At 65.8% G+C, this 16,680-nt stretch carries 18 protein-coding genes; 7 read left to right on the top strand and 11 right to left on the bottom strand.

The window, feature by feature from the left end; genetic code table 11:
- The first annotated feature begins 103 nt into the window (after nucleotides 1–103).
- The 3 genes from ftsE to FJW10_RS16830 all read left to right on the top strand — a co-directional run bounded on the left by ftsE (nucleotide 104) and on the right by FJW10_RS16830 (nucleotide 2,633).
- The gene (gene ftsE, locus FJW10_RS16840) at nucleotides 104–763 is read left to right on the top strand and encodes a cell division ATP-binding protein FtsE (RefSeq protein WP_140900950.1); all 660 of its coding nucleotides are present in this window, start codon (nucleotides 104–106) and stop codon (nucleotides 761–763) included.
- The gene (locus FJW10_RS16835; RefSeq protein ID WP_140900949.1) at nucleotides 756–1,748 is read left to right on the top strand and encodes an ABC transporter permease; all 993 of its coding nucleotides are present in this window, start codon (nucleotides 756–758) and stop codon (nucleotides 1,746–1,748) included. The genes ftsE and FJW10_RS16835 overlap by 8 nt, the downstream gene beginning before the upstream one ends.
- Nucleotides 1,749–1,904: 156 nt before the next feature.
- The gene (locus FJW10_RS16830) at nucleotides 1,905–2,633 is read left to right on the top strand and encodes a YdcF family protein (RefSeq protein ID WP_140835166.1); all 729 of its coding nucleotides are present in this window, start codon (nucleotides 1,905–1,907) and stop codon (nucleotides 2,631–2,633) included.
- On the opposite strand, the gene FJW10_RS16825 is transcribed toward FJW10_RS16830, so the two are convergent.
- Entirely contained in the window at nucleotides 2,630–3,250 is a 621-nt protein-coding gene (locus tag FJW10_RS16825) for a pyridoxamine 5'-phosphate oxidase family protein (RefSeq protein ID WP_140900948.1), read from the bottom strand. The two genes, FJW10_RS16830 and FJW10_RS16825, sit on opposite strands and share 4 nt — an antisense overlap.
- A 101-nt stretch (nucleotides 3,251–3,351) precedes the next feature.
- Here FJW10_RS16825 and FJW10_RS16820 point away from each other — a divergent pair, with 101 nt between their 5' ends.
- Nucleotides 3,352–4,254 (top strand): LysR family transcriptional regulator, encoded by a 903-nt coding sequence (locus FJW10_RS16820; protein WP_140900947.1) that lies wholly within the window; start codon nucleotides 3,352–3,354, stop codon nucleotides 4,252–4,254.
- A gap of 81 nt (nucleotides 4,255–4,335) precedes the next feature.
- Entirely contained in the window at nucleotides 4,336–5,130 is a 795-nt protein-coding gene (locus FJW10_RS16815) for a 1-acyl-sn-glycerol-3-phosphate acyltransferase (RefSeq protein ID WP_140900946.1), read from the top strand.
- Between the two features lie 4 nt (nucleotides 5,131–5,134).
- Here the strand turns inward: FJW10_RS16815 and FJW10_RS16810 are convergent, their stop codons facing one another.
- From FJW10_RS16810 to FJW10_RS16800, 3 genes are all read right to left on the bottom strand, one after another.
- Nucleotides 5,135–5,755 carry a LysE family translocator gene (locus FJW10_RS16810; protein WP_140900945.1) on the bottom strand — a complete coding sequence of 207 codons (621 nt, stop codon included), beginning with the start codon at nucleotides 5,753–5,755 and terminating at the stop codon, nucleotides 5,135–5,137.
- Between the two features lie 76 nt (nucleotides 5,756–5,831).
- Entirely contained in the window at nucleotides 5,832–6,779 is a 948-nt protein-coding gene (locus FJW10_RS16805; protein ID WP_140900944.1) for an aldo/keto reductase, read from the bottom strand.
- A 118-nt stretch (nucleotides 6,780–6,897) separates the two neighbouring features.
- Nucleotides 6,898–7,419 (bottom strand): gamma-glutamylcyclotransferase, encoded by a 522-nt coding sequence (locus tag FJW10_RS16800; protein WP_140900943.1) that lies wholly within the window; start codon nucleotides 7,417–7,419, stop codon nucleotides 6,898–6,900.
- 125 nt (nucleotides 7,420–7,544) lie between these two features.
- Between FJW10_RS16800 and FJW10_RS16795 the strand changes: the two genes are divergently transcribed.
- Together FJW10_RS16795 and FJW10_RS16790 are read left to right on the top strand one after the other, a co-directional pair.
- The gene (locus FJW10_RS16795; RefSeq protein ID WP_140900942.1) at nucleotides 7,545–8,543 is read left to right on the top strand and encodes a DUF2125 domain-containing protein; all 999 of its coding nucleotides are present in this window, start codon (nucleotides 7,545–7,547) and stop codon (nucleotides 8,541–8,543) included.
- Between the two features lie 7 nt (nucleotides 8,544–8,550).
- A complete protein-coding gene (locus tag FJW10_RS16790; RefSeq protein WP_140900941.1) occupies nucleotides 8,551–9,495 on the top strand; it encodes a sugar kinase in 945 nt (314 codons plus the stop codon).
- 120 nt (nucleotides 9,496–9,615) lie between these two features.
- On the opposite strand, the gene FJW10_RS16785 is transcribed toward FJW10_RS16790, so the two are convergent.
- The 7 genes from FJW10_RS16785 to FJW10_RS16755 all read right to left on the bottom strand — a co-directional run bounded on the left by FJW10_RS16785 (nucleotide 9,616) and on the right by FJW10_RS16755 (nucleotide 16,603).
- Nucleotides 9,616–10,551, bottom strand: a complete 936-nt coding sequence (locus tag FJW10_RS16785) for a prephenate/arogenate dehydrogenase family protein (protein ID WP_181177556.1) — start codon at nucleotides 10,549–10,551, stop codon at nucleotides 9,616–9,618.
- Nucleotides 10,552–10,557: 6 nt separating this feature from the next.
- Nucleotides 10,558–11,661, bottom strand: coding sequence for a histidinol-phosphate transaminase (gene hisC / locus FJW10_RS16780; RefSeq protein WP_140658765.1), 1,104 nt, complete (start codon nucleotides 11,659–11,661; stop codon nucleotides 10,558–10,560).
- A 141-nt stretch (nucleotides 11,662–11,802) separates the two neighbouring features.
- The gene (locus tag FJW10_RS16775) at nucleotides 11,803–12,633 is read right to left on the bottom strand and encodes a 3-methyl-2-oxobutanoate hydroxymethyltransferase (protein WP_140900939.1); all 831 of its coding nucleotides are present in this window, start codon (nucleotides 12,631–12,633) and stop codon (nucleotides 11,803–11,805) included.
- A 2-nt stretch (nucleotides 12,634–12,635) separates the two neighbouring features.
- A complete protein-coding gene (rbsD, locus tag FJW10_RS16770; RefSeq protein WP_140858623.1) occupies nucleotides 12,636–13,097 on the bottom strand; it encodes a D-ribose pyranase in 462 nt (153 codons plus the stop codon).
- Nucleotides 13,094–14,044, bottom strand: a complete 951-nt coding sequence (locus FJW10_RS16765; RefSeq protein ID WP_246674283.1) for a ribokinase — start codon at nucleotides 14,042–14,044, stop codon at nucleotides 13,094–13,096. Before FJW10_RS16765 ends, rbsD begins: the two co-directional genes overlap by 4 nt.
- 13 nt (nucleotides 14,045–14,057) lie before the next feature.
- Nucleotides 14,058–15,575 carry a sugar ABC transporter ATP-binding protein gene (locus tag FJW10_RS16760; protein ID WP_140900937.1) on the bottom strand — a complete coding sequence of 506 codons (1,518 nt, stop codon included), beginning with the start codon at nucleotides 15,573–15,575 and terminating at the stop codon, nucleotides 14,058–14,060.
- 59 nt (nucleotides 15,576–15,634) lie between these two features.
- On the bottom strand, nucleotides 15,635–16,603 hold the full coding sequence (locus FJW10_RS16755; protein ID WP_140900936.1) for a sugar ABC transporter substrate-binding protein: 969 nt from the start codon (nucleotides 16,601–16,603) through the stop codon (nucleotides 15,635–15,637).
- Nucleotides 16,604–16,680 lie beyond the last annotated feature (77 nt).

Raw genomic sequence — 16,680 nt, 5'->3', positions numbered from 1 at the left:
CGCGCTGAACGTTGCAAAATTAACCGCCGGTTAACCATGCCGGCCGATGGTCTGTTAGAGTAGATTGTGGCGCGTCGCCGCCGAAAGTTTCAGGTCGCCGAACGTGATCCGCTTCGAAAATGTCGGCCTCCGCTATGGCATGGGTCCGGAGATTCTCCGCGACATCTCCCTGCACATTCCGGAGCGCTCCTTTCAGTTCCTGAGCGGCCCCTCGGGCGCCGGCAAGACGACCTTGCTGCGCCTTTTGTTCATGTCGCTGAAGCCGACGCGCGGCCTGATCACCATCTTCGGCAAGGACCGCTCGCGCATCTCGCGAGGCGAACTGCCGCTGCTGCGCCGCCGCATCGGCGTGGTGTTCCAGGATTTCCGCCTGCTCGACCACATGACCACCTACGAGAATGTCGCGCTGCCGTTGCGCGTGCGCGGGCGCGAGGAAGCGAGCTATCGCACCGACGTGACCGAGCTTCTGAAATGGGTCGGCCTCGGCGATCGCATGCATGTCCTGCCGCCGGTGCTTTCGGGCGGCGAGAAGCAGCGCGCCGCGATTGCCCGGGCCTTGATCGAGCAGCCGGAGATCCTGCTTGCCGACGAGCCTACCGGCAATGTCGATCCGCCGCTGGCGCGCCGGCTGCTCAGGCTGTTCATCGAGCTCAACCGGCTGGGCACAGCCGTGGTCATCGCCACCCACGACCTCGGCCTGATGGAGCAGGTCGATGCGCGCCGCATGATCCTGGCCAGCGGAAGGCTGGACGTCTATGACTGACTTTCCGGCCGATCGTCTGCGGGATGAAGCCGACGCCGAGGCGCCGGTGACGGTCCGGCGTGTGCAGCGCAAGACGGCGCCGATCGTGCCGGCGCAGAACATCGCCGGACGGGCACTGGTGCTGGTCATCGCCATCATGACCTTCCTGTCCTGCCTCACCTTCGGCGCGGTGACGCTGGTGCGCGATACCGCCTCCGTCTGGGAAAACCAGATATCGCGCGAGGCGACGATCCAGATCAAGCCGACCGACGGCCTCGACATGGAGGCGGCCCTTGCGCAGGCCTCGCAGATCGCCGGCGAGTTCCCCGGCGTGATGGGCACCAAGATCATCGACCGCGACGCGACCGCGCGCCTTCTGGAACCATGGCTGGGCAGCGGCCTCAACATCGACGAGCTGCCGGTGCCGCGCCTCATCATCGTCACCATCGACGAGGCCAGCCCGCCGGACTTTGCCGCCATGCGCGCCGCCATCTCGCCCAAGATCCCGACCGCGGCGCTCGACGATCACCGCACCTGGGTCGACCGTCTTATCGCCATGGCGCACACGACAGTGACGATCGGCATTGCCGTGCTGGTGCTGATGCTGTCGGCAACCGTGCTGACGGTGGTGTTCGCCACGCGCGGCGCCATGGCCGGCAACGGCCACATCATCGAAGTGCTGCATTTCGTCGGCGCCGAGGCGCGCTTCATCGCGCGCGAATTCCGCTGGCATTTCCTGGTCACCGGCATGAAGGGCGCGGCCGCCGGCGGCGCCCTGGCGATTGCCGTCTTCATCGTCTTTTCCTGGTGGTCGTCGCGCAACATGGCCACGCCCCAGGCCGACCAGGCGACCGCCTTGTTCGGCAACTTCGCCATCGGCTCCGCCGGCTATTTCGGCGTCGGCCTGATGGTGCTGGTGATCGGCGCGCTGACCGCGGCGACCTCGCACGCGACCGTCGTCACCTATCTCAGCGACATCGACGTTCGCCAACCGGACGCGGGTTGAGCCATGAGCCGCAACGGACAGACAGTGCAAAGCGTTATCTGCAAACGAGACAACGATCACACATGGGATACTTGCCGTAACGCAATGTGCGCGTCTTATCTGTCAAAGGCCGCATTTCGGAGTTAACCATGGGATGTTTTCGGGATTAACCTGGGGATGATGGAAGCGCGGGATTCGATCGGGACAACTGGACGGATGCCGGTGGTGCGTGCACGCGCCGCTGCTTCCGCCACGCCCGGCCGTTTAAGGTTTGCCCTGCGCGTCTGCGGCTTCATCGCTCTCGCCGCGCTGGTACTTTTTGCCGGCGGCTTCGGCTGGTTCGCCGACAAGGTCAGCCACATGACCACCCCGCTCAACCCGGCCAGGGCCGACGCCATCGTCGTGCTCACCGGCGGTCAGTCGCGGCTCGACGCGGCGATGGACCTGCTGGCCTCCGGCAAAGGCGAACGCCTGCTGATCAGCGGCGTCCATCCATCGGCCACCAAGCGCCAGCTGCAGGCGGCAATGGGCGGCGACAAGCAGCTCTTCTCCTGCTGCGTCGATATCGACCGCGCCGCGCTCGACACCATCGGCAATGCCGAGGAAAGCGCCAAATGGGTGGAGAACCACGCCTATGGCAGCATCATCATCGTCACCAACAATTACCACATGCCGCGCAGCCTGCTCGAAATGAGCCGGCTGCTGCATGGCGCCCGCCTCGAGCCCTACCCGGTGGTCAACACCAATCTCGGCAATGGCGGCTGGCTGACCAAGCCGGAGGCCCTGCGCGTGCTGCTGACCGAATACAGCAAATATGTGCTGTCGCTGGCGCGCGGCTTCCTGCCGCTCCGCGCGGCGCCCGAGGGCGTCACGCTGGCGGAAGCATCGACTGTGGCGAAGAACTAAACCTTAGCCGTCGTATTCTCGCGCAGGCGCGCAATCTCCTGCTCCAGGCCTGCGATGCGCCGGTCGCGCTCGGCCAGCGCCGCCGCGACATCCGCCGCCTCGAAACGCTGCGGGATGTGCTGCGGGCAATTGGCGTCCCAGGCCGTAACCGTGAACAGGATCGCCTGCTCCGGCCGGGCCTTGTAATCCGGCGGCATCAGCCTCGCCGTCAGCTCCGGGTCATTTTCGACGACACCCGCCCTGCCCCAGATCTTGATACGCTGCCTGAGCATGTAGTCGATCAGGAACAGGAAAGCCTGGTCGTTGTCCTCGAGATTGCCCTGGGTGATGAACTGCCGGTTGCCGGAAAAGTCGGCAAAGCCGATCCTGTGCTCGTCGAGCACCTTGAGGAAGCCGGCAGGCCCGCCGCGATGCTGGATGTAAGGCTGGCCTTCGGCATTGGCGGTCGCCAGGAACACGCTGGTCTGCGCTTCGACGAAGGCGGCGAGGTCGGCAGTGATCGTCGCCCGCCAGCCGCCGCGTTGCTCGACGCGCGCATAGGAGTCGCGCGACCCCTTGCGGGCTTGGATGGCCTTGACGGTCGGCGTGAAGGCGATGTCGCTGGGGAATTCATTCATGCTGGCGCTCCTCGGACAGGATCGCACATGATTTAGTCCCTTCCGAAAATCGGATGTAGGGAGCATATTTGTAAGGTATCCTTCCAGATTTCGGGAGAATAATGGATCGCCTCGACGCCATGTCGCTGTTCGTCGCCACGGTTGAGGCCGGCAGCCTGTCCGCCGCGGCGCGCCGCGCCGGCGTGCCGCTGCCGACCATTAGCCGCAAGCTCTCCGAACTGGAGAAGCACCTAGGGACGCGCCTGCTCAACCGCTCGACGCGGCGGCTGACGCTGACCGATCCCGGCCAGTCCTATCTCATCGCCTGCCGCCGCATTCTCGACGAGGTGAGCGAGGCGGAGCGCTCTGCTGCCGGCGAATATTCGAGCCCGACGGGCGAGCTGGTCATCACCGCGCCGGTCGTCTTCGGCCGCTTGCATGTGCTGCCGGTAATCACCGGCTTTCTAGCCGTCTATCCGCAAGTGGACGTCCGCCTGACCTTGTCGGACCGGATCACCCAACTGGCCGAGGAGCATATCGATCTGGCGGTGCGCATCAGCGAACTGCCGGATTCGGCCATGGTTGCGATCCGCGTCGGCTCGATCCGTCGCATCGTCTGCGCAAGCCCCGCCTATCTCGCCTTGCATGCCACGCCGGAGAAACCATCTGAGCTCGCGGGCCACAACTGCGTCACCTTCGAAGGTCTCGCCGCGCCCGCGACCTGGACTTTCGGCACGGGCAAGACGGAGATCGTGGTGCCGGTCCGCTCGCGGTTGCAGGTCAACACCGCCGAGGCGGCGATCGATGCCGCGATTGCAGGCTTGGGCCTGACTAGGGTTCTGTCCTACCAGGCCGACGCTGCAGTGCGCGCCGGCGCGCTGCGGGTGGTGCTGGAGCCGTTCGAGCCGCCGCCCTGGCCGGTGAGCCTCGTTCATGCCGGCCAGGGCCGGCTGCCGGTGAAGCTGCGCGCCTTCCTCGATTTTGCAGCACCGTGCCTGAAGGAGCGACTGGCGCAGTCATTGTAAGGCCGGCATTCGACCACCGTGCCGTTTCCTTTTTGCCGCCGCTTGGTGTAACCAACGCACACTTTCTCACGGGCCCCTTGCATGCTCATCATCCGCTCGCTGGCGTTCAACCTCGTCTTCTATCTCAGCCTGATCGTCCAGATGATCTTCTGGACGCCCTATTATTTCCTGTCGCCGCGCCACCGCGCCTGGTTCGTGCCGAAATTCTGGTCGCGCACCTCGATGTGGCTCTATGACAAGATCGCCGCGACCAAGAGTGAGATCACGGGTGTCGAGAACCTGCCCGAAGGCTCCTTCATCCTGGCGCCGAAGCACCAGTCCTTCTGGGACGCGATCGCCTTCTTCCCCTATCTCGACGACGCGCTCTATATCCTGAAGCGCGAGCTGACCTGGATCCCCTTCTTCGGCTGGTACATCATGAAGATGCGCATGATCCCGGTCGATCGGGGCAGCCGCTCGAAGGCGCTGAAGGCGGTCGTTGCCGCCACCAGGCAGGAAATGGATCGCAATCCGCGCCAACTCATCATCTACCCCGAAGGCACGCGCCGCCCGCCGGGCGCCGAGCCGTCCTACAAATACGGGATTGTCGAGATCTATTCGCAACTGGGCGTGCCCGTGGTGCCGGTCGCCCATGTCGCCGGCCTCTACTGGCCGCGCCGCAAGTTCCTGCGCTATCCCGGCACCATCAAGGCCCGTTTCCTGCCGCCGATCCCGCCCGGTCTCGGCAAGGACGAATTCATGCAGCGGCTGATCGGCGAGACCGAAGCCGCCTGCGACCAGATGCTTGTCGAGGCGGCGCAAACGCCGAACCCGCCGCCCATGCCGCCGACCGCGCTGAAGCGGCTGGCGGAACTCGGCGTGACCGCGAAGACCTGATCGGCTACCGCAACGCCGCCAGCGCAGTCGTCAGCACGAGCGTGGCGGCAAACGCCAGATTGATGATCCGCGAGGCCAGCGGATGGCGCAGGAAGCGCGCGAAAGCCGTTCCGGCAAGCAGCCACGCCACATGGATCGCGACGATCATCGCGGCAAGCACCAGTAGCCTGGTGGGCGCGCCGAGCGTATCGGCCCGCGACGCTGCGCCGGCGAACACGGCGCCGATCGCCACATAGGCTTTCGGATTGGCGACGGCGAGCATGAAGCCGCCGAGAAAATCAGGCTTCATCGCCATGTTGCCGCGCTCGGCCAATGGCGGCGCGGTCGCGATCTTGAAAGCGAGATAAAGGATGTAGGCCGCCGAAGCGATCGCCAGCACCGGCGCCACTCCCGGCACCGAGGTCAGCATGCCGAAAATCCCGGCCGCCACCGCCAGAAGCACGGCGATCGTGCCGAGCACCACGCCGGAGGTGTAACGCAGGGAAGGACGCAGGCCGAACGCCGCGCCAATGGCGGTGACGCTGATCGTCGCCGGTCCCGGACTGCCCATGACGACCGTCGCGGCCACGATAAGCGCCAGCACTTGCTGCCAGGGCTGCGCTTCGCCCAAGATGCCGTCGGCCATGCCGTACCTCCTCCCGCCGCGATGCGACAGGACTTACGAGGGATCGTAATGGCCGTCTTGGACGATCGTGCGAATGCTATGAGCTGGCGCGGTCCAGCGCCCCGATATCGTCCGCCGAAAGCTTGAGCGACGCTGCACGGATCAGACTGTCCATCTGGGCCGGCGTCGTGGCGCTGGCGATCGGCGCCGCGACGCCTGGCCGCGCGATGATCCAGGCCAGCGCCACTTCCGCCTGCTTGGCCGAATGGCGCTCGGCCACGGCATCCAGAGCGGAAAGGATGCGCATGCCGCGCTCGTTGAGGTAGCCGGCAACGCCCTCGCCGCGCGCGCTTTGCCCGAGATCTGCCTTGCTGCGGTATTTGCCGCTCAAAAATCCCTTGGCCAGGCTGAAATAGGTGATGACGCCGATATCCTCGGCCTTGCAGAGGTCGAGCAGCGGTCCGTCGAGCGACGAGCGATCGTACAAATTGTATTCAGGCTGCAGCACCTCGTAACGCGGCAGGCTGCGCAGGCTGGCGACGTCGAGCGCCGCGCGCAACTGTCCGGCATCGAGATTGGAGCAGCCGGCATAGCGGATCTTGCCCATTTCGAGCAGGCGCTGATAGGCGCCGAGCGTTTCCTCGTAAGGCGTCGCCGGATCCGGCCAATGCGACAGATAGAGGTCGATGACATCGACCTGAAGCCGCTTTAGCGAAGCGTCGACCGCCCTTTCGATATAGGCGGCGGAGAGGTCCTTCTTGCCTTGCCCCATGTCGGAGCCGACCTTGGTGATGATGACCACCTTGTCGCGGTTGCCGCGGCTTTTCATCCAGTTGCCGATGATGGTTTCCGATTCGCCGCCCTTATTGCCGGGAACCCAGCGCGAATAAGCGTCGGCCGTGTCGATGGCGTTCAGGCCGGCGCCGACGAACCGGTCGAGCAGGTCGAAGGAGGTCTTCTCGTCGGCGGTCCAGCCGAAGACGTTACCGCCCAGGACCAGCGGCGCGATGGAAAGGTCGGTGCGACCGAGACGGCGTTTCTGCAAGACTGATCTCCGTGATGCTGGAAAGGGCTTTGATGCCAAGGGATGGGGTTGCCGCTAAGCTAGGTCGTGCCCGGCGGAGGTCAAAGGCATGGTTTTGCTTTTTGATCGGACCAGACCGTCACGAAAGCGCGATCCGGCGGCCCACCTCCTCCAGCCAGTGATCGCGGATGCCGAGCGCCTTGAGATGCTCGAGCGTGCTCAAGACATAGTCCTCGTTCCGGCCGGACTGGCCGACGGCGCCGCGAACGACCTCTGCGGCGTGATCGACATCGAGCCCGCCGGCATATTGCTCATGCTGCCGGTCGACGGTGTAGGCGACCGCCTCGGCCGAACCGCCGCCATTCAGCCGGATGTCGAGCATGCGTTCGAGATAGACGCTGGTCACCAACTCGCGTTCGCGCAGGTAGGAAAGCACCTCGTCGCGCAAATTCTCGGGAACACGGTATGCCAAGCCGATGCAGGAGCCGCCCCGGTCGAGGCCAAGCACCAGGCCTGGCCGCGCGCGCGTGCCACGATGAACGAAGGAATAGACGCAAAGCGAGCGGCGATAGCCGTAAAGCTGGGCGCGGCGCGTCTCGACATGGGCAAATCCGGGCCGCCAGATCAGCGACCCATAGCCAAAAACCCAAAAATCGCCCATATCGCCAAGCCTGATCGCATTCGAGTGAACGACACCGCACCGCCAAGGTGCTTATTCTGCCCCCCGCTTGTCTGCGTGAGAGTGAATGCCCGCTCGCTGGATGAGGGGTTAACGAGAGCCGCAGCATGACGTCAAGTGACGAGCGATCGCCCAAACCTCGCCGCCGGCTGTTCTGGCTTGCCGCGTTCATCCTCGTGCTGTTCGCCATCTACAGCGGCGGCTGGTTCTATCTCGCCGACAGGCTCAAGACCGAGGCCGACCAGGCGGTGGCGAGGCTGAGCAGCAAGGGGATCGCCGCCGGTTGCGCCAACCTTACCGTCAGCGGCTATCCGATGAGCTTCACGGTCTCCTGCGACAACATCGCCTACGAAGACGACGTCCGAAAGGTCGCCGCCTCCACCGGAAGCTTCAACGCCGTGGCCGGGATCACCGGGCCTTTGTCGCCGGTCGCCGACCTGCGCGGGCCGCTGCGGACGATGGCGCCCGGCATGCCGCCGCTCTGGATCGACTGGGACCAGTTGCAGGCAAAGGTGAAAGTGTCGTGGCCGCTGCCAAGGAGCGTTTCGCTGCAGGCTGAAGGCCTCAACGGTCAGACCGATCCGCAGGACGACACAGACCCGATGCAGTTGTTCAGCGCCGCCAAGGCGGCGGGCCAGTTGCAGCCGTCCGGCCAGGACATCAACTACGTCGGCAGCTTTGGCGATCTGGAGATCAATGCGGATGCCATCGACGGACGCGTGCTGCCGGCATTGGACGGCAGTGGCGACGTAATGCTGAAGAACGGCGTGGCGTTGATCGCGACGCCGCCTAAAAGCCTGCGCGGCCAGTCGATCGACATCGCCAAGCTCGACCTGTCGTCGGGAACCGCGCGCATCACCGCGTCCGGGCCGGTCTCCGTCGACGCGGAAGGCCTGATCGACGCAAGCCTGACGATCAAGCTCAAGGATCCCAAGGCGGTGGCGGCCATCCTTGGCGGTGCCATGCCGGAGCACAAAAGCGAAATCGAGCAGAGCTTTGCCGCCATCGCCATGCTTGGCAAGGAACCGTCCTTGCCGCTGAAGATCGTCAAGGGCAAGGCCTCGCTGGGCTTCATCCCGCTCGGCAAGATCAAGCCGTTAGAGTAGCGCAGCGATGGCGCAGCCGGTCAGACTGCTCAGCGTCGGCGCCTTCACCCTCGACACGATCCTTCGCGTCGAGGCGCTGCCCGCGCATCAAGGCAAGTTCATCGCCAGCGACGGTGTCCAGATCGCCTCCGGCATGGCGACGAGCGCCGCCTGTGCTGCGCGGCGCCTCGGCGCCGAGGTCTCGCTATGGGCGAGCGCGGGCGACGATCCGGTCGGCGACCAGCTGATCGCCGATATTCAAGCCGAAGGCGTCGACTGCAGCCTCGTTCGCCGCGTCGCCGGCGCGCGGTCGGCGCTGGCCGCGATCCTGGTGGATGCGCATGGCGAGCGCGTCATCGTCCCCTTCTACGACAAAAAGGCGCAAGCCGATCCGGAGGCGCTGCCGCTCGCCGACCTTTCCGCCTTCGACGCCGTGCTGGTTGATGTCCGCTGGCCGGGCGCCGCGGCGCTTGCTCTGAGCGCGGCCAGATCGATCGGCCGCCCGGCGATCCTGGATGCCGACACCGCGCCCGTCGAGGTGCTGGAGCGGCTGCTGCCCTTGGCCTCGCACATCGTCGCCTCGGAGCCGGCGGCGCGCATCGTCTGCGGCCACGCGCTCGACCCCGAAAGCGCCTGCGCCGACCTTGCCTCGCGCACCGATGCCTTCGTCGCGGTGACCTGCGGCGCGGCAGGCACATGGTGGCATGACCGGGCGACCGGGCGCGTGCGCCATGTCGAGGCGCCGAAGGTCAAGGCTGTCGACACGCTCGCCGCCGGCGACGTCTTCCATGGCGCCTTCGCCGTCGGCCTCGCCGAGGCCATGCCCATGGAAGAGGCCCTGCGCTTCGCCAGCGCCGCCGCCGCGCTCAAATGCCTGCGCTTCGGCGGCCGCCTCGGCGCGCCGGATCGGGCCGAGACGCTGGCCATGATGGCGGCGCACTGGCCGCCAGCCCGAGAAGGCAAAGGGAGCTGAGATTCAGGTCAGGCCGAGTCGAAAATGGTGGGTCCCGAGAACCGAAGCGGAGCGTACTTGAAGTACGTGAGCACCGGAAGCGCAGGGAGCTGCCATTTGCAGGCCGGCCTCACCTGAACATCAGTTCCCTTTGGGATGCTCGACGGCCTGCCGACCGAAGTCCGGCACATCGATGTCTTGTCCGGCCTCGATGATCGAGCGGCGGACGGCGCGGGTGCGGGTGAAGAGATCGAAGAGCTTTTCGCCGTCGCCCCAGCGGATCGCCCGCTGCAGCGAGGCCAGATCCTCCGAGAAACGCGCCAGCATCTCCAGGATGGCGTCCTTGTTGTGCAGGCACACGTCCCGCCACATGGTGGGATCGGAGGCTGCAAGACGCGTGAAGTCGCGAAAACCGGAGGCGGAATATTTGATGACTTCGCTCTTGGTCACCGCTTCCAAATCGTCCGCCGTGCCGACGATGTTGTAGGCGATGATGTGCGGCAGGTGCGACACGATCGCCAAGGTCATGTCGTGATGCTGCGGGTCCATCGTGTCGATGTTGGAACCGCAGCGCCGCCAGAATTCCGAAAGCTTCTCGAGCGCCGCGGGATCGGTGCCCGGCAGCGGCGTGAAGATGCACCAGCGGTTCTCGAAGAGGTCGGCGAAGCCGGCATCGGGTCCAGACTTTTCCGTGCCGGCCAGCGGATGTCCGGGGATGAAGTGCACGCCTTCCGGCACATGCGGCTGCATTTGCGCGATGACCGAGGCCTTGGTCGAGCCGACATCGGTAAGGATGGCGCCTTTCTTCAGCGTCGGCGCGATCTCGGCCGCGACCTCGCCGGACGAGCCGACCGGCACCGAGACGATGACGAGGTCGGCGTCACGCACCGCTTCCCTGGCATCCGTCGTGTAGGAATCGCCAAGGCCTAGCTCCTCGGCGCGCTTCAGCGTCGATGCGCTGCGCGTCGCGATGGCGATATGGCGCGCCAGGCCCTCGCGGCGGATGACGCGGGCGAGCGACGAGCCGATCAGGCCGATGCCGACCAGCGCTATTTTCTCGAACATCGGTGATGCCATGGTGTTCTAGCTTTTCAGGAAGGTCTTGAGCGCGTCGATGACGCCGCGATTGGCCTCTTCTGTGCCGATGCTCATGCGCAGCGCATTGGGAAAGCCGTAGCCGGTCACGCGGCGCAGGATGTAACCGCGCGCACTGAGATAATCGTCCGCCGCCGCCGCCGAATGCTTCTTGCCGTCGGGAAAATGGATCAGCACGAAATTGCCGACGCTGGGCGTGACGCGCAGGCCGAGCCCGGTCAGCTCCGCGCTGAGCCAGGCCAGCCATTTCTCGTTGTGCGTCGCGCTGCGCTCGATATGGGCGCGGTCGCGGATCGCGGCGATGCCGGCCTCGATCGCGGTGGCATTGACGTTGAACGGGCCGCGGATGCGGTTGATCGCATCGACGATATGCGCCGGCCCGTACATCCAGCCGATGCGCGCGCCGCCAAGGCCGAGCTTGGAGAAGGTGCGGGTCATCACCACGTTCTCGGAGCTGCCCGCCAGCTCGATGCCAGCTTCATAGTCGTTGCGCCGCACATATTCGGCATAGGCCGCGTCGAGCACCAGCAGCACGTCCTTCGGCAATGCCGCGTGCAGCCGGCGCACTTCCTGGAACGGCACATAGGTGCCGGTCGGATTGTTCGGATTGGCGAGGAACACGATCCGCGTGGCCGGCGTCACCGCGGCCAAAATCGCATCGATGTCGGCGCGCTCGTCGGTTTCCTTGACCGCCACCGGCTTGGCGCCCGCCGCCTGGATGTAGATCTTGTAGACCATGAAGGCGTGCTCGGTGAACACCGCCTCGTCGCCCGGCGCGAGATAGGTCTGCGCCAGGAGCCCGAGGATCTCGTCGGAGCCGTTGGAGCAGATGATGTTTGCCGGGTTCAGCCCATGCACTTCGGCGATCGCCTCGCGCAGCCGGCGGGCGGTGCCATCGGGATAGACGTCGAGCTTCGCCGCCACTTCGCGTGCGGCCTCGATCGCCTTCGGCGAGGGCCCGAGCGGATTTTCGTTCGACGACAGCTTGTAGACTTTCGTCACGCCGGCGGGCGCGGTGCTTTTTCCCGGCACATAGGCCTCGATGTCCATGATGCCCGCGCGGGGCGTCGGACGGGGCTGATCCTGCTTCATGTCACAAATCCGTCGAGAAGGCCTTCAAGGCCGCAGCGGAAATACAGGCCACGGGCTGGAATGTCGAGTGCCGGCGCCTGGTGCATGCGGACCGCCCGCGAGGATCAGGGCCTTGAAATCACACCGGGCCTCAGGAGCCAGTCATGACTTCGTCGAATCGACGAGGGCGCGGAACCCCTCCAACTCCTCTTCGGCAATGGCCGCGATCTCGGCCTTGCCGGGGTAGCTGCCGCCGTCGACCTCCTTGCGGAAGGCGGTGAGCGCGTCGATCCGGGCGTCGCGTACCTGCTGGTGCAACGCGGCCAGCTTGCCCCAGGCCCGCGCGTGGCGAGGGAGACGGGTCGACTCACCGCAGATGTCCGACGTGAACAGGAAGATGACGTCCGGCTCGGCGCCCGAGCCGAGCGACACGGTCACCAGCGAGGTGCGGCGGTGGATTTCCGCCATCAACGCCGCCGGTATGATCTCGCACTCGACCGCGAAGGCGCCGGCATCCTCCAGTCGCCGGAACTGGTCCCAGAGCTCGACCGCCTCGGCCGCAGTCTTGCCGACCGCCCGGATGCCGCCGACCCAGGTCGATTTGCGCGGCACGAAACCGAGATGGCCCATGACCGGTATCCGTTCATTGGCCAGAATGCGGACCGTGTCGAAGCCGCGTCCGGTGATGACGGCGTCCGCGCCGGAGGTGATTGCCGAAAAAGCGGTGCGCAGGATCTCGTCGCCGGTCACCGCGTCGGCGAAGCCGAGCGCGGCCGTTACGAAGACGCGGCGCGACCCCTCGCGGACGCGGGCCACATTGGTCGCCCGGCAGACGACCATCTCGATGCCGGCCGCCTCGGCCGCGGCGGCCTCGTCCGCCGTCTCGGCGGTCACCTGGGCGACGCGGTGGCCAGCCTGCCGCAATGCGCGCAGGCCGGCCACCGTGATGCTCCGCTCGACCTCGCGGCCGCCGAAATCGAAGATCTTCGGCACGCTCAGCCCTTGAGTTTCTTGGCGTAGTAGTCGGGCGCGACAACGCCGGGCTTGGAGAACCAGGCCGGAACGTCGACACCGGAATAGAGCAGAATGTTGCCCCAGGGGTCGAAGGCGCCGGTGCGCACGATCACCTTGGCCTTGGCGGCCATTTCGCCGAGAATGGCCTCGTGCTTGACGGTTTCATGGTCGGCGTCCGGGAACAGGCGCTTCACCTTCGCGAGCAGCGGCGCGTTGTGCACGGGCAGCGTGTCGGCATAGGCGACGCGTTCAGCGATCAGGTTGGCCGCGATCGGCGTCAGCACGGTCTCGAGATCGGGAACGTCGGGCGCGATGGCGAGGTCGATGCGCCATGCGCTCGACGGAATGGGAAAACCCGCGTCGCAGACGATCATCAGGTCGCCATGCCCCATGGAGGCGATGGCGTGAGCGAGTTCGGCGTTAAGCAGTCGGTTGCGGTTCACGGTTGCTCCTTCCATACGGTTTTCATGGCTTCGGCATAAAGCGCGTCGGCCTGGGCGCGCTGGGGCAGGCCGGGAATGACGCCGAGCCTGGTGCAGGCGATCGCGCCGCAGGCGACGCCGAAACGCACGGCCTCGACGATGTCGCGGCCTTCGGCAAGCGCCATGGCGAAGCCCGAATTGAAGGCATCGCCCGCGCCGGTCGTGTCGGTGACCTCCACCGGCACCGCCGGCACCATGACGTCGATCTCGTCGGTCAGGATCAGCGCGCCGCTGCGGCCGAGTGTGACGACGACGTTGCGCACGCCGCGCCGCCGCAATTCCCGAGCGAGTTCGCGCGAGGACCTTGGATCGTCGGCGGGCAGGCCGAGCAGGATGCGCAGTTCGCTTTCATTCGGAGTGAGGTAATCGACCCAGGCGAAGATCGTGTCCGGCAGCTGGCGCGCCGGCGCCGGGTTGAGGATCGTCCTTGCGCCATGCTTGCGGCCAAGCTCCATCGCCCGCGTGGCGGCGGCCGTCGGCACCTCCAGCACGGTCATGACGACATCGCTTTCGGCGATGCGCGCCTCGACCGTGTCGACCGTGGCTGCGTCCATCAACTCGTTGGCGCCCATGTCGAGGATGATGAAGTTCTCGCCCTTGTCGTTGAGGATGATGAAGCCGACGCCGGTCGCCCGCTCCGTCCGCGTGCTCACAAGGCCGGTGTCGACGCCTTCGATTGCATAGAGATCGGTGGCGATGCTGGCGAGCTTGTCGGTGCCGAGGATGGCGAGCAGCGACGACGAAGCGCCCAGACGCGCCGTTGCGACGGCCTGGTTGGACCCCTTGCCGCCCGGACCCATGTCGAAATCGGTGCCGAGCATGGTTTCGCCGAAAATGGGCAGCTTGGGCGCCCGCATGGTCAGCCCGACCGCGAAGCTGCCGACGATGGTTATCTTTGGCTTGGTCATCCGCATTCCCGTCTCACGATGTTATGGCGCATGCGAGGATCGCCGTCTCGGTGATAGCCTGGCCGGTGAGTTCGCCCGACAGGCGGCCGTCGCGCAGCACAAGCACTCGTTCGGCATTCATGATCAACTCCGGTATCTCCGAAGAGATCATGACGATCGCCATGCCTTCGCCGGCGATGCCGCGTAGGATCGAGTAGATTTCCGCCTTGGCGCCGACATCGATGCCGCGTGTCGGCTCGTGCAGCACCAGCACGCGCGGATTGGTGACGAGGCTGCGGCCGAGGATGATCTTCTGCTGGTTGCCGCCCGAAAGCGTTCCCAGTTTCTGGCCGAGATGTGAAATCCGCGCATCGAGCCGCGCGACCTGGGCGCGGGCCTCGCGTTTCACCGCGCCGCGCCGCACGAAGCCGGCCAGCGAAAAGCGCGGCAGCGAGGCGGAGACGACATTGTCGGCCACGCTCATCTGCAGAAGGCCGCCGGAACCGCGCCGGTCGGCCGGAACGAAGGACATGCCGAGGCGGATCGCGGCAAGTGGATCGGCGCCGCGCAGTTCCTTGCCGTCGATGGTGACCTTGCCGCGCCGGGCGCAGAGCCCGAAAAGCGCGTCGCCAAGTCCGTCCTTGCCGGAATCGGGAAGTCCGCCGATGCCGAGGATCTCGCCGGCGCGCACGCTGAAGCTGACGTCCTCCAGCCCCGCCGCCTCGAGCTTCTCGACTGTCAGCACGGTGTCCTCGTCTTCAGGCCTGGGTTCGACCTGAAGCGACCATTGCATGGCGGCGTCGAGGTCGCGGCCGACCATGGCCCGGATGAGCTGGTCCTCCGACAGGCCCTCATTGTCCATCGTCACGATCGTGCGGCCATCGCGCATGACCGTGACGCGGTCGGCGATATCCAGCACCTCGCGCAGATGGTGCGATACGTAGATGATGGTCACGCCCTCGGCGCGGAGCTGCCTGACGACCTCGAACAGCCTTTCGCTTTCGCGTTTGGAAAGCGCCGAATTCGGCTCGTCGAGCACGAGCACGCGGGCATTCTGGCGGATGGCGCCGGCGATTTCGACCAATTGCATCTCGGCGACCGAGAGGCGGCCGACCTTGGTGTCGGGGTCGAGGCCGCCCATGCCGAGCCGGGTGAGCGCATCGCGCGCCTCCCGCCGCATCATATCGCGCGGCAGCAGCGAAACGGCAGAGCGCGCCGCCATGTCCGACATCATGATGTTTTCGGCCACGCTCATCGTCGGGCAGAGCGCCAGCTCCTGATAGACGACAGTGATGCCGTGGGCGCGACTGTCGAGCGGGGAGGAAAGTTTCACGTCCCTGCCCTCGACCAGAAGCTTGCCACCATCGGGGCGCAGGTCCCCGGCCAGGATGTTCATCAGCGTCGACTTGCCGGCGCCGTTCTCGCCGATCACGGCGTGAACCTCGCCGGCCCGGAAGCCGACGGAAATACGGTCAAGCGCGAGCACACCGGGAAACCGCTTGGTTACGCCGGCGATCTCGACGATGTTTGCGAAGGAGGGGGCGGCCGTCATCGAGCTGGCTCGACGGGCCGGCGGAACCTGCGGCCCGCCGGCCCGTCACGCTGGCATTGTTACTTCTTGGCCACCTCGGCAATGTTCTCCTTGGTGTAGACGCCGACGCCGGTGTCGAGGTTCTCGATCGTCTGGCCCTTGAGGAACTGGACGAGGAGGTCGACCGCGGCAAAGCCTTGCTTTTCCGGAGCCTGGTCGATCGTGGCCTGCACGTCGCCGCTCTGCACGAGCTGCACGGTCTGGTCGAGCAGGTCGAAGCCGACCACCTTCACCTTGTCGGCCGCCTTGTTGCGCTCGACCCAGGTGCCGGCGGCGGGAGTGGAGCAACACTCCAGCGACAGGATGCCGGAGATCGAGGGGTTCGCCAGCATGGCGTTCTCGATCGCCGAATAGATCTTCTGCGGATCGGTGCCGGTGTTCAGCGTGCTGACCACCTCTAAGCCGGGCTCGGCCTTCAGCGCCTCGCGCGCGCCTTTTTCACGGTCGAGCGACCACTGGGCGGCGGCGTCGATGGTGGTGATCATCACCTTGCCCTTGCCGCCGAGGACCTTGGCCATCAGTTTGCCGGCCTCACGGCCCGACTGCACGAGATCCTGCCCGGCGAAAGCCAGGCGCTTGCTTTCGGGATTGTCGGTGTTGAAGGTGACGACCGGGATACCGGCGGCGATCACCTTGTCGATCAGCGGCGCCAGCGCGTCGGTCGACACCGATGAAATCGCCAGGCCGTCCATCTTGCCCATCAGCGTCTCGATCTCGCTGATCTGGCCGTCGGCATCGGCGCCGACCGGGCCGATGAACTGCGCGCTGACCTTGTCCTCGGTCGCCGCCCGCTGCACGCCGGCCTTCATGAACGGCGCGAATTCGTTCGAGACGTCATGGTAGGAAACGTAGATGTCGAGCGGCTGACCGGCGGCGATCTTGGCCTTGATGCGATCGGCGAGCGAGAAATCGGAAAGCTTGGCCTCGGCATGCGCGAGCGTGGGCAGCAGGCTGAGCGCCGCCGCGAGAATGACGTGTCTGATTTTCATGGATAGTCCTCCCTTTTTTGTTTGGCTTGATTGCCCTCAGAGCATGATGCCGAAAGTGTGCAGCGGTTTTCGGACGA

The sequence above is a fragment of the Mesorhizobium sp. B4-1-1 genome (assembly GCF_006439375.1).
Lineage (GTDB): Bacteria > Pseudomonadota > Alphaproteobacteria > Rhizobiales > Rhizobiaceae > Mesorhizobium.
The sequence above is the reverse complement of the archived record's forward strand: the minus strand, read 5'-3'. Positions and strand labels throughout refer to the sequence as shown.

Excerpts from the sequence above, each read along its gene's own strand:
- FJW10_RS16800 (WP_140900943.1), bottom strand. The coding sequence starts at position 7,419 with ATGGGCGATTTTTGGGTTTTTGGCTATGGGTCGCTGATCTGGCGGCCC.
- FJW10_RS16830 (WP_140835166.1), top strand. The coding sequence starts at position 1,905 with ATGATGGAAGCGCGGGATTCGATCGGGACAACTGGACGGATGCCGGTG.
- FJW10_RS16795 (WP_140900942.1), top strand. The coding sequence starts at position 7,545 with ATGACGTCAAGTGACGAGCGATCGCCCAAACCTCGCCGCCGGCTGTTC.
- FJW10_RS16835 (WP_140900949.1), top strand. The coding sequence starts at position 756 with ATGACTGACTTTCCGGCCGATCGTCTGCGGGATGAAGCCGACGCCGAG.
- FJW10_RS16820 (WP_140900947.1), top strand. The coding sequence starts at position 3,352 with ATGGATCGCCTCGACGCCATGTCGCTGTTCGTCGCCACGGTTGAGGCC.
- hisC (WP_140658765.1), bottom strand. The coding sequence starts at position 11,661 with ATGAAGCAGGATCAGCCCCGTCCGACGCCCCGCGCGGGCATCATGGAC.
- FJW10_RS16815 (WP_140900946.1), top strand. The coding sequence starts at position 4,336 with ATGCTCATCATCCGCTCGCTGGCGTTCAACCTCGTCTTCTATCTCAGC.
- FJW10_RS16765 (WP_246674283.1), bottom strand. The coding sequence starts at position 14,044 with ATGACCAAGCCAAAGATAACCATCGTCGGCAGCTTCGCGGTCGGGCTG.
- FJW10_RS16825 (WP_140900948.1), bottom strand. The coding sequence starts at position 3,250 with ATGAATGAATTCCCCAGCGACATCGCCTTCACGCCGACCGTCAAGGCC.
- FJW10_RS16810 (WP_140900945.1), bottom strand. The coding sequence starts at position 5,755 with ATGGCCGACGGCATCTTGGGCGAAGCGCAGCCCTGGCAGCAAGTGCTG.
- FJW10_RS16760 (WP_140900937.1), bottom strand. The coding sequence starts at position 15,575 with ATGACGGCCGCCCCCTCCTTCGCAAACATCGTCGAGATCGCCGGCGTA.
- FJW10_RS16755 (WP_140900936.1), bottom strand. The coding sequence starts at position 16,603 with ATGAAAATCAGACACGTCATTCTCGCGGCGGCGCTCAGCCTGCTGCCC.
- FJW10_RS16790 (WP_140900941.1), top strand. The coding sequence starts at position 8,551 with ATGGCGCAGCCGGTCAGACTGCTCAGCGTCGGCGCCTTCACCCTCGAC.
- FJW10_RS16785 (WP_181177556.1), bottom strand. The coding sequence starts at position 10,551 with ATGGCATCACCGATGTTCGAGAAAATAGCGCTGGTCGGCATCGGCCTG.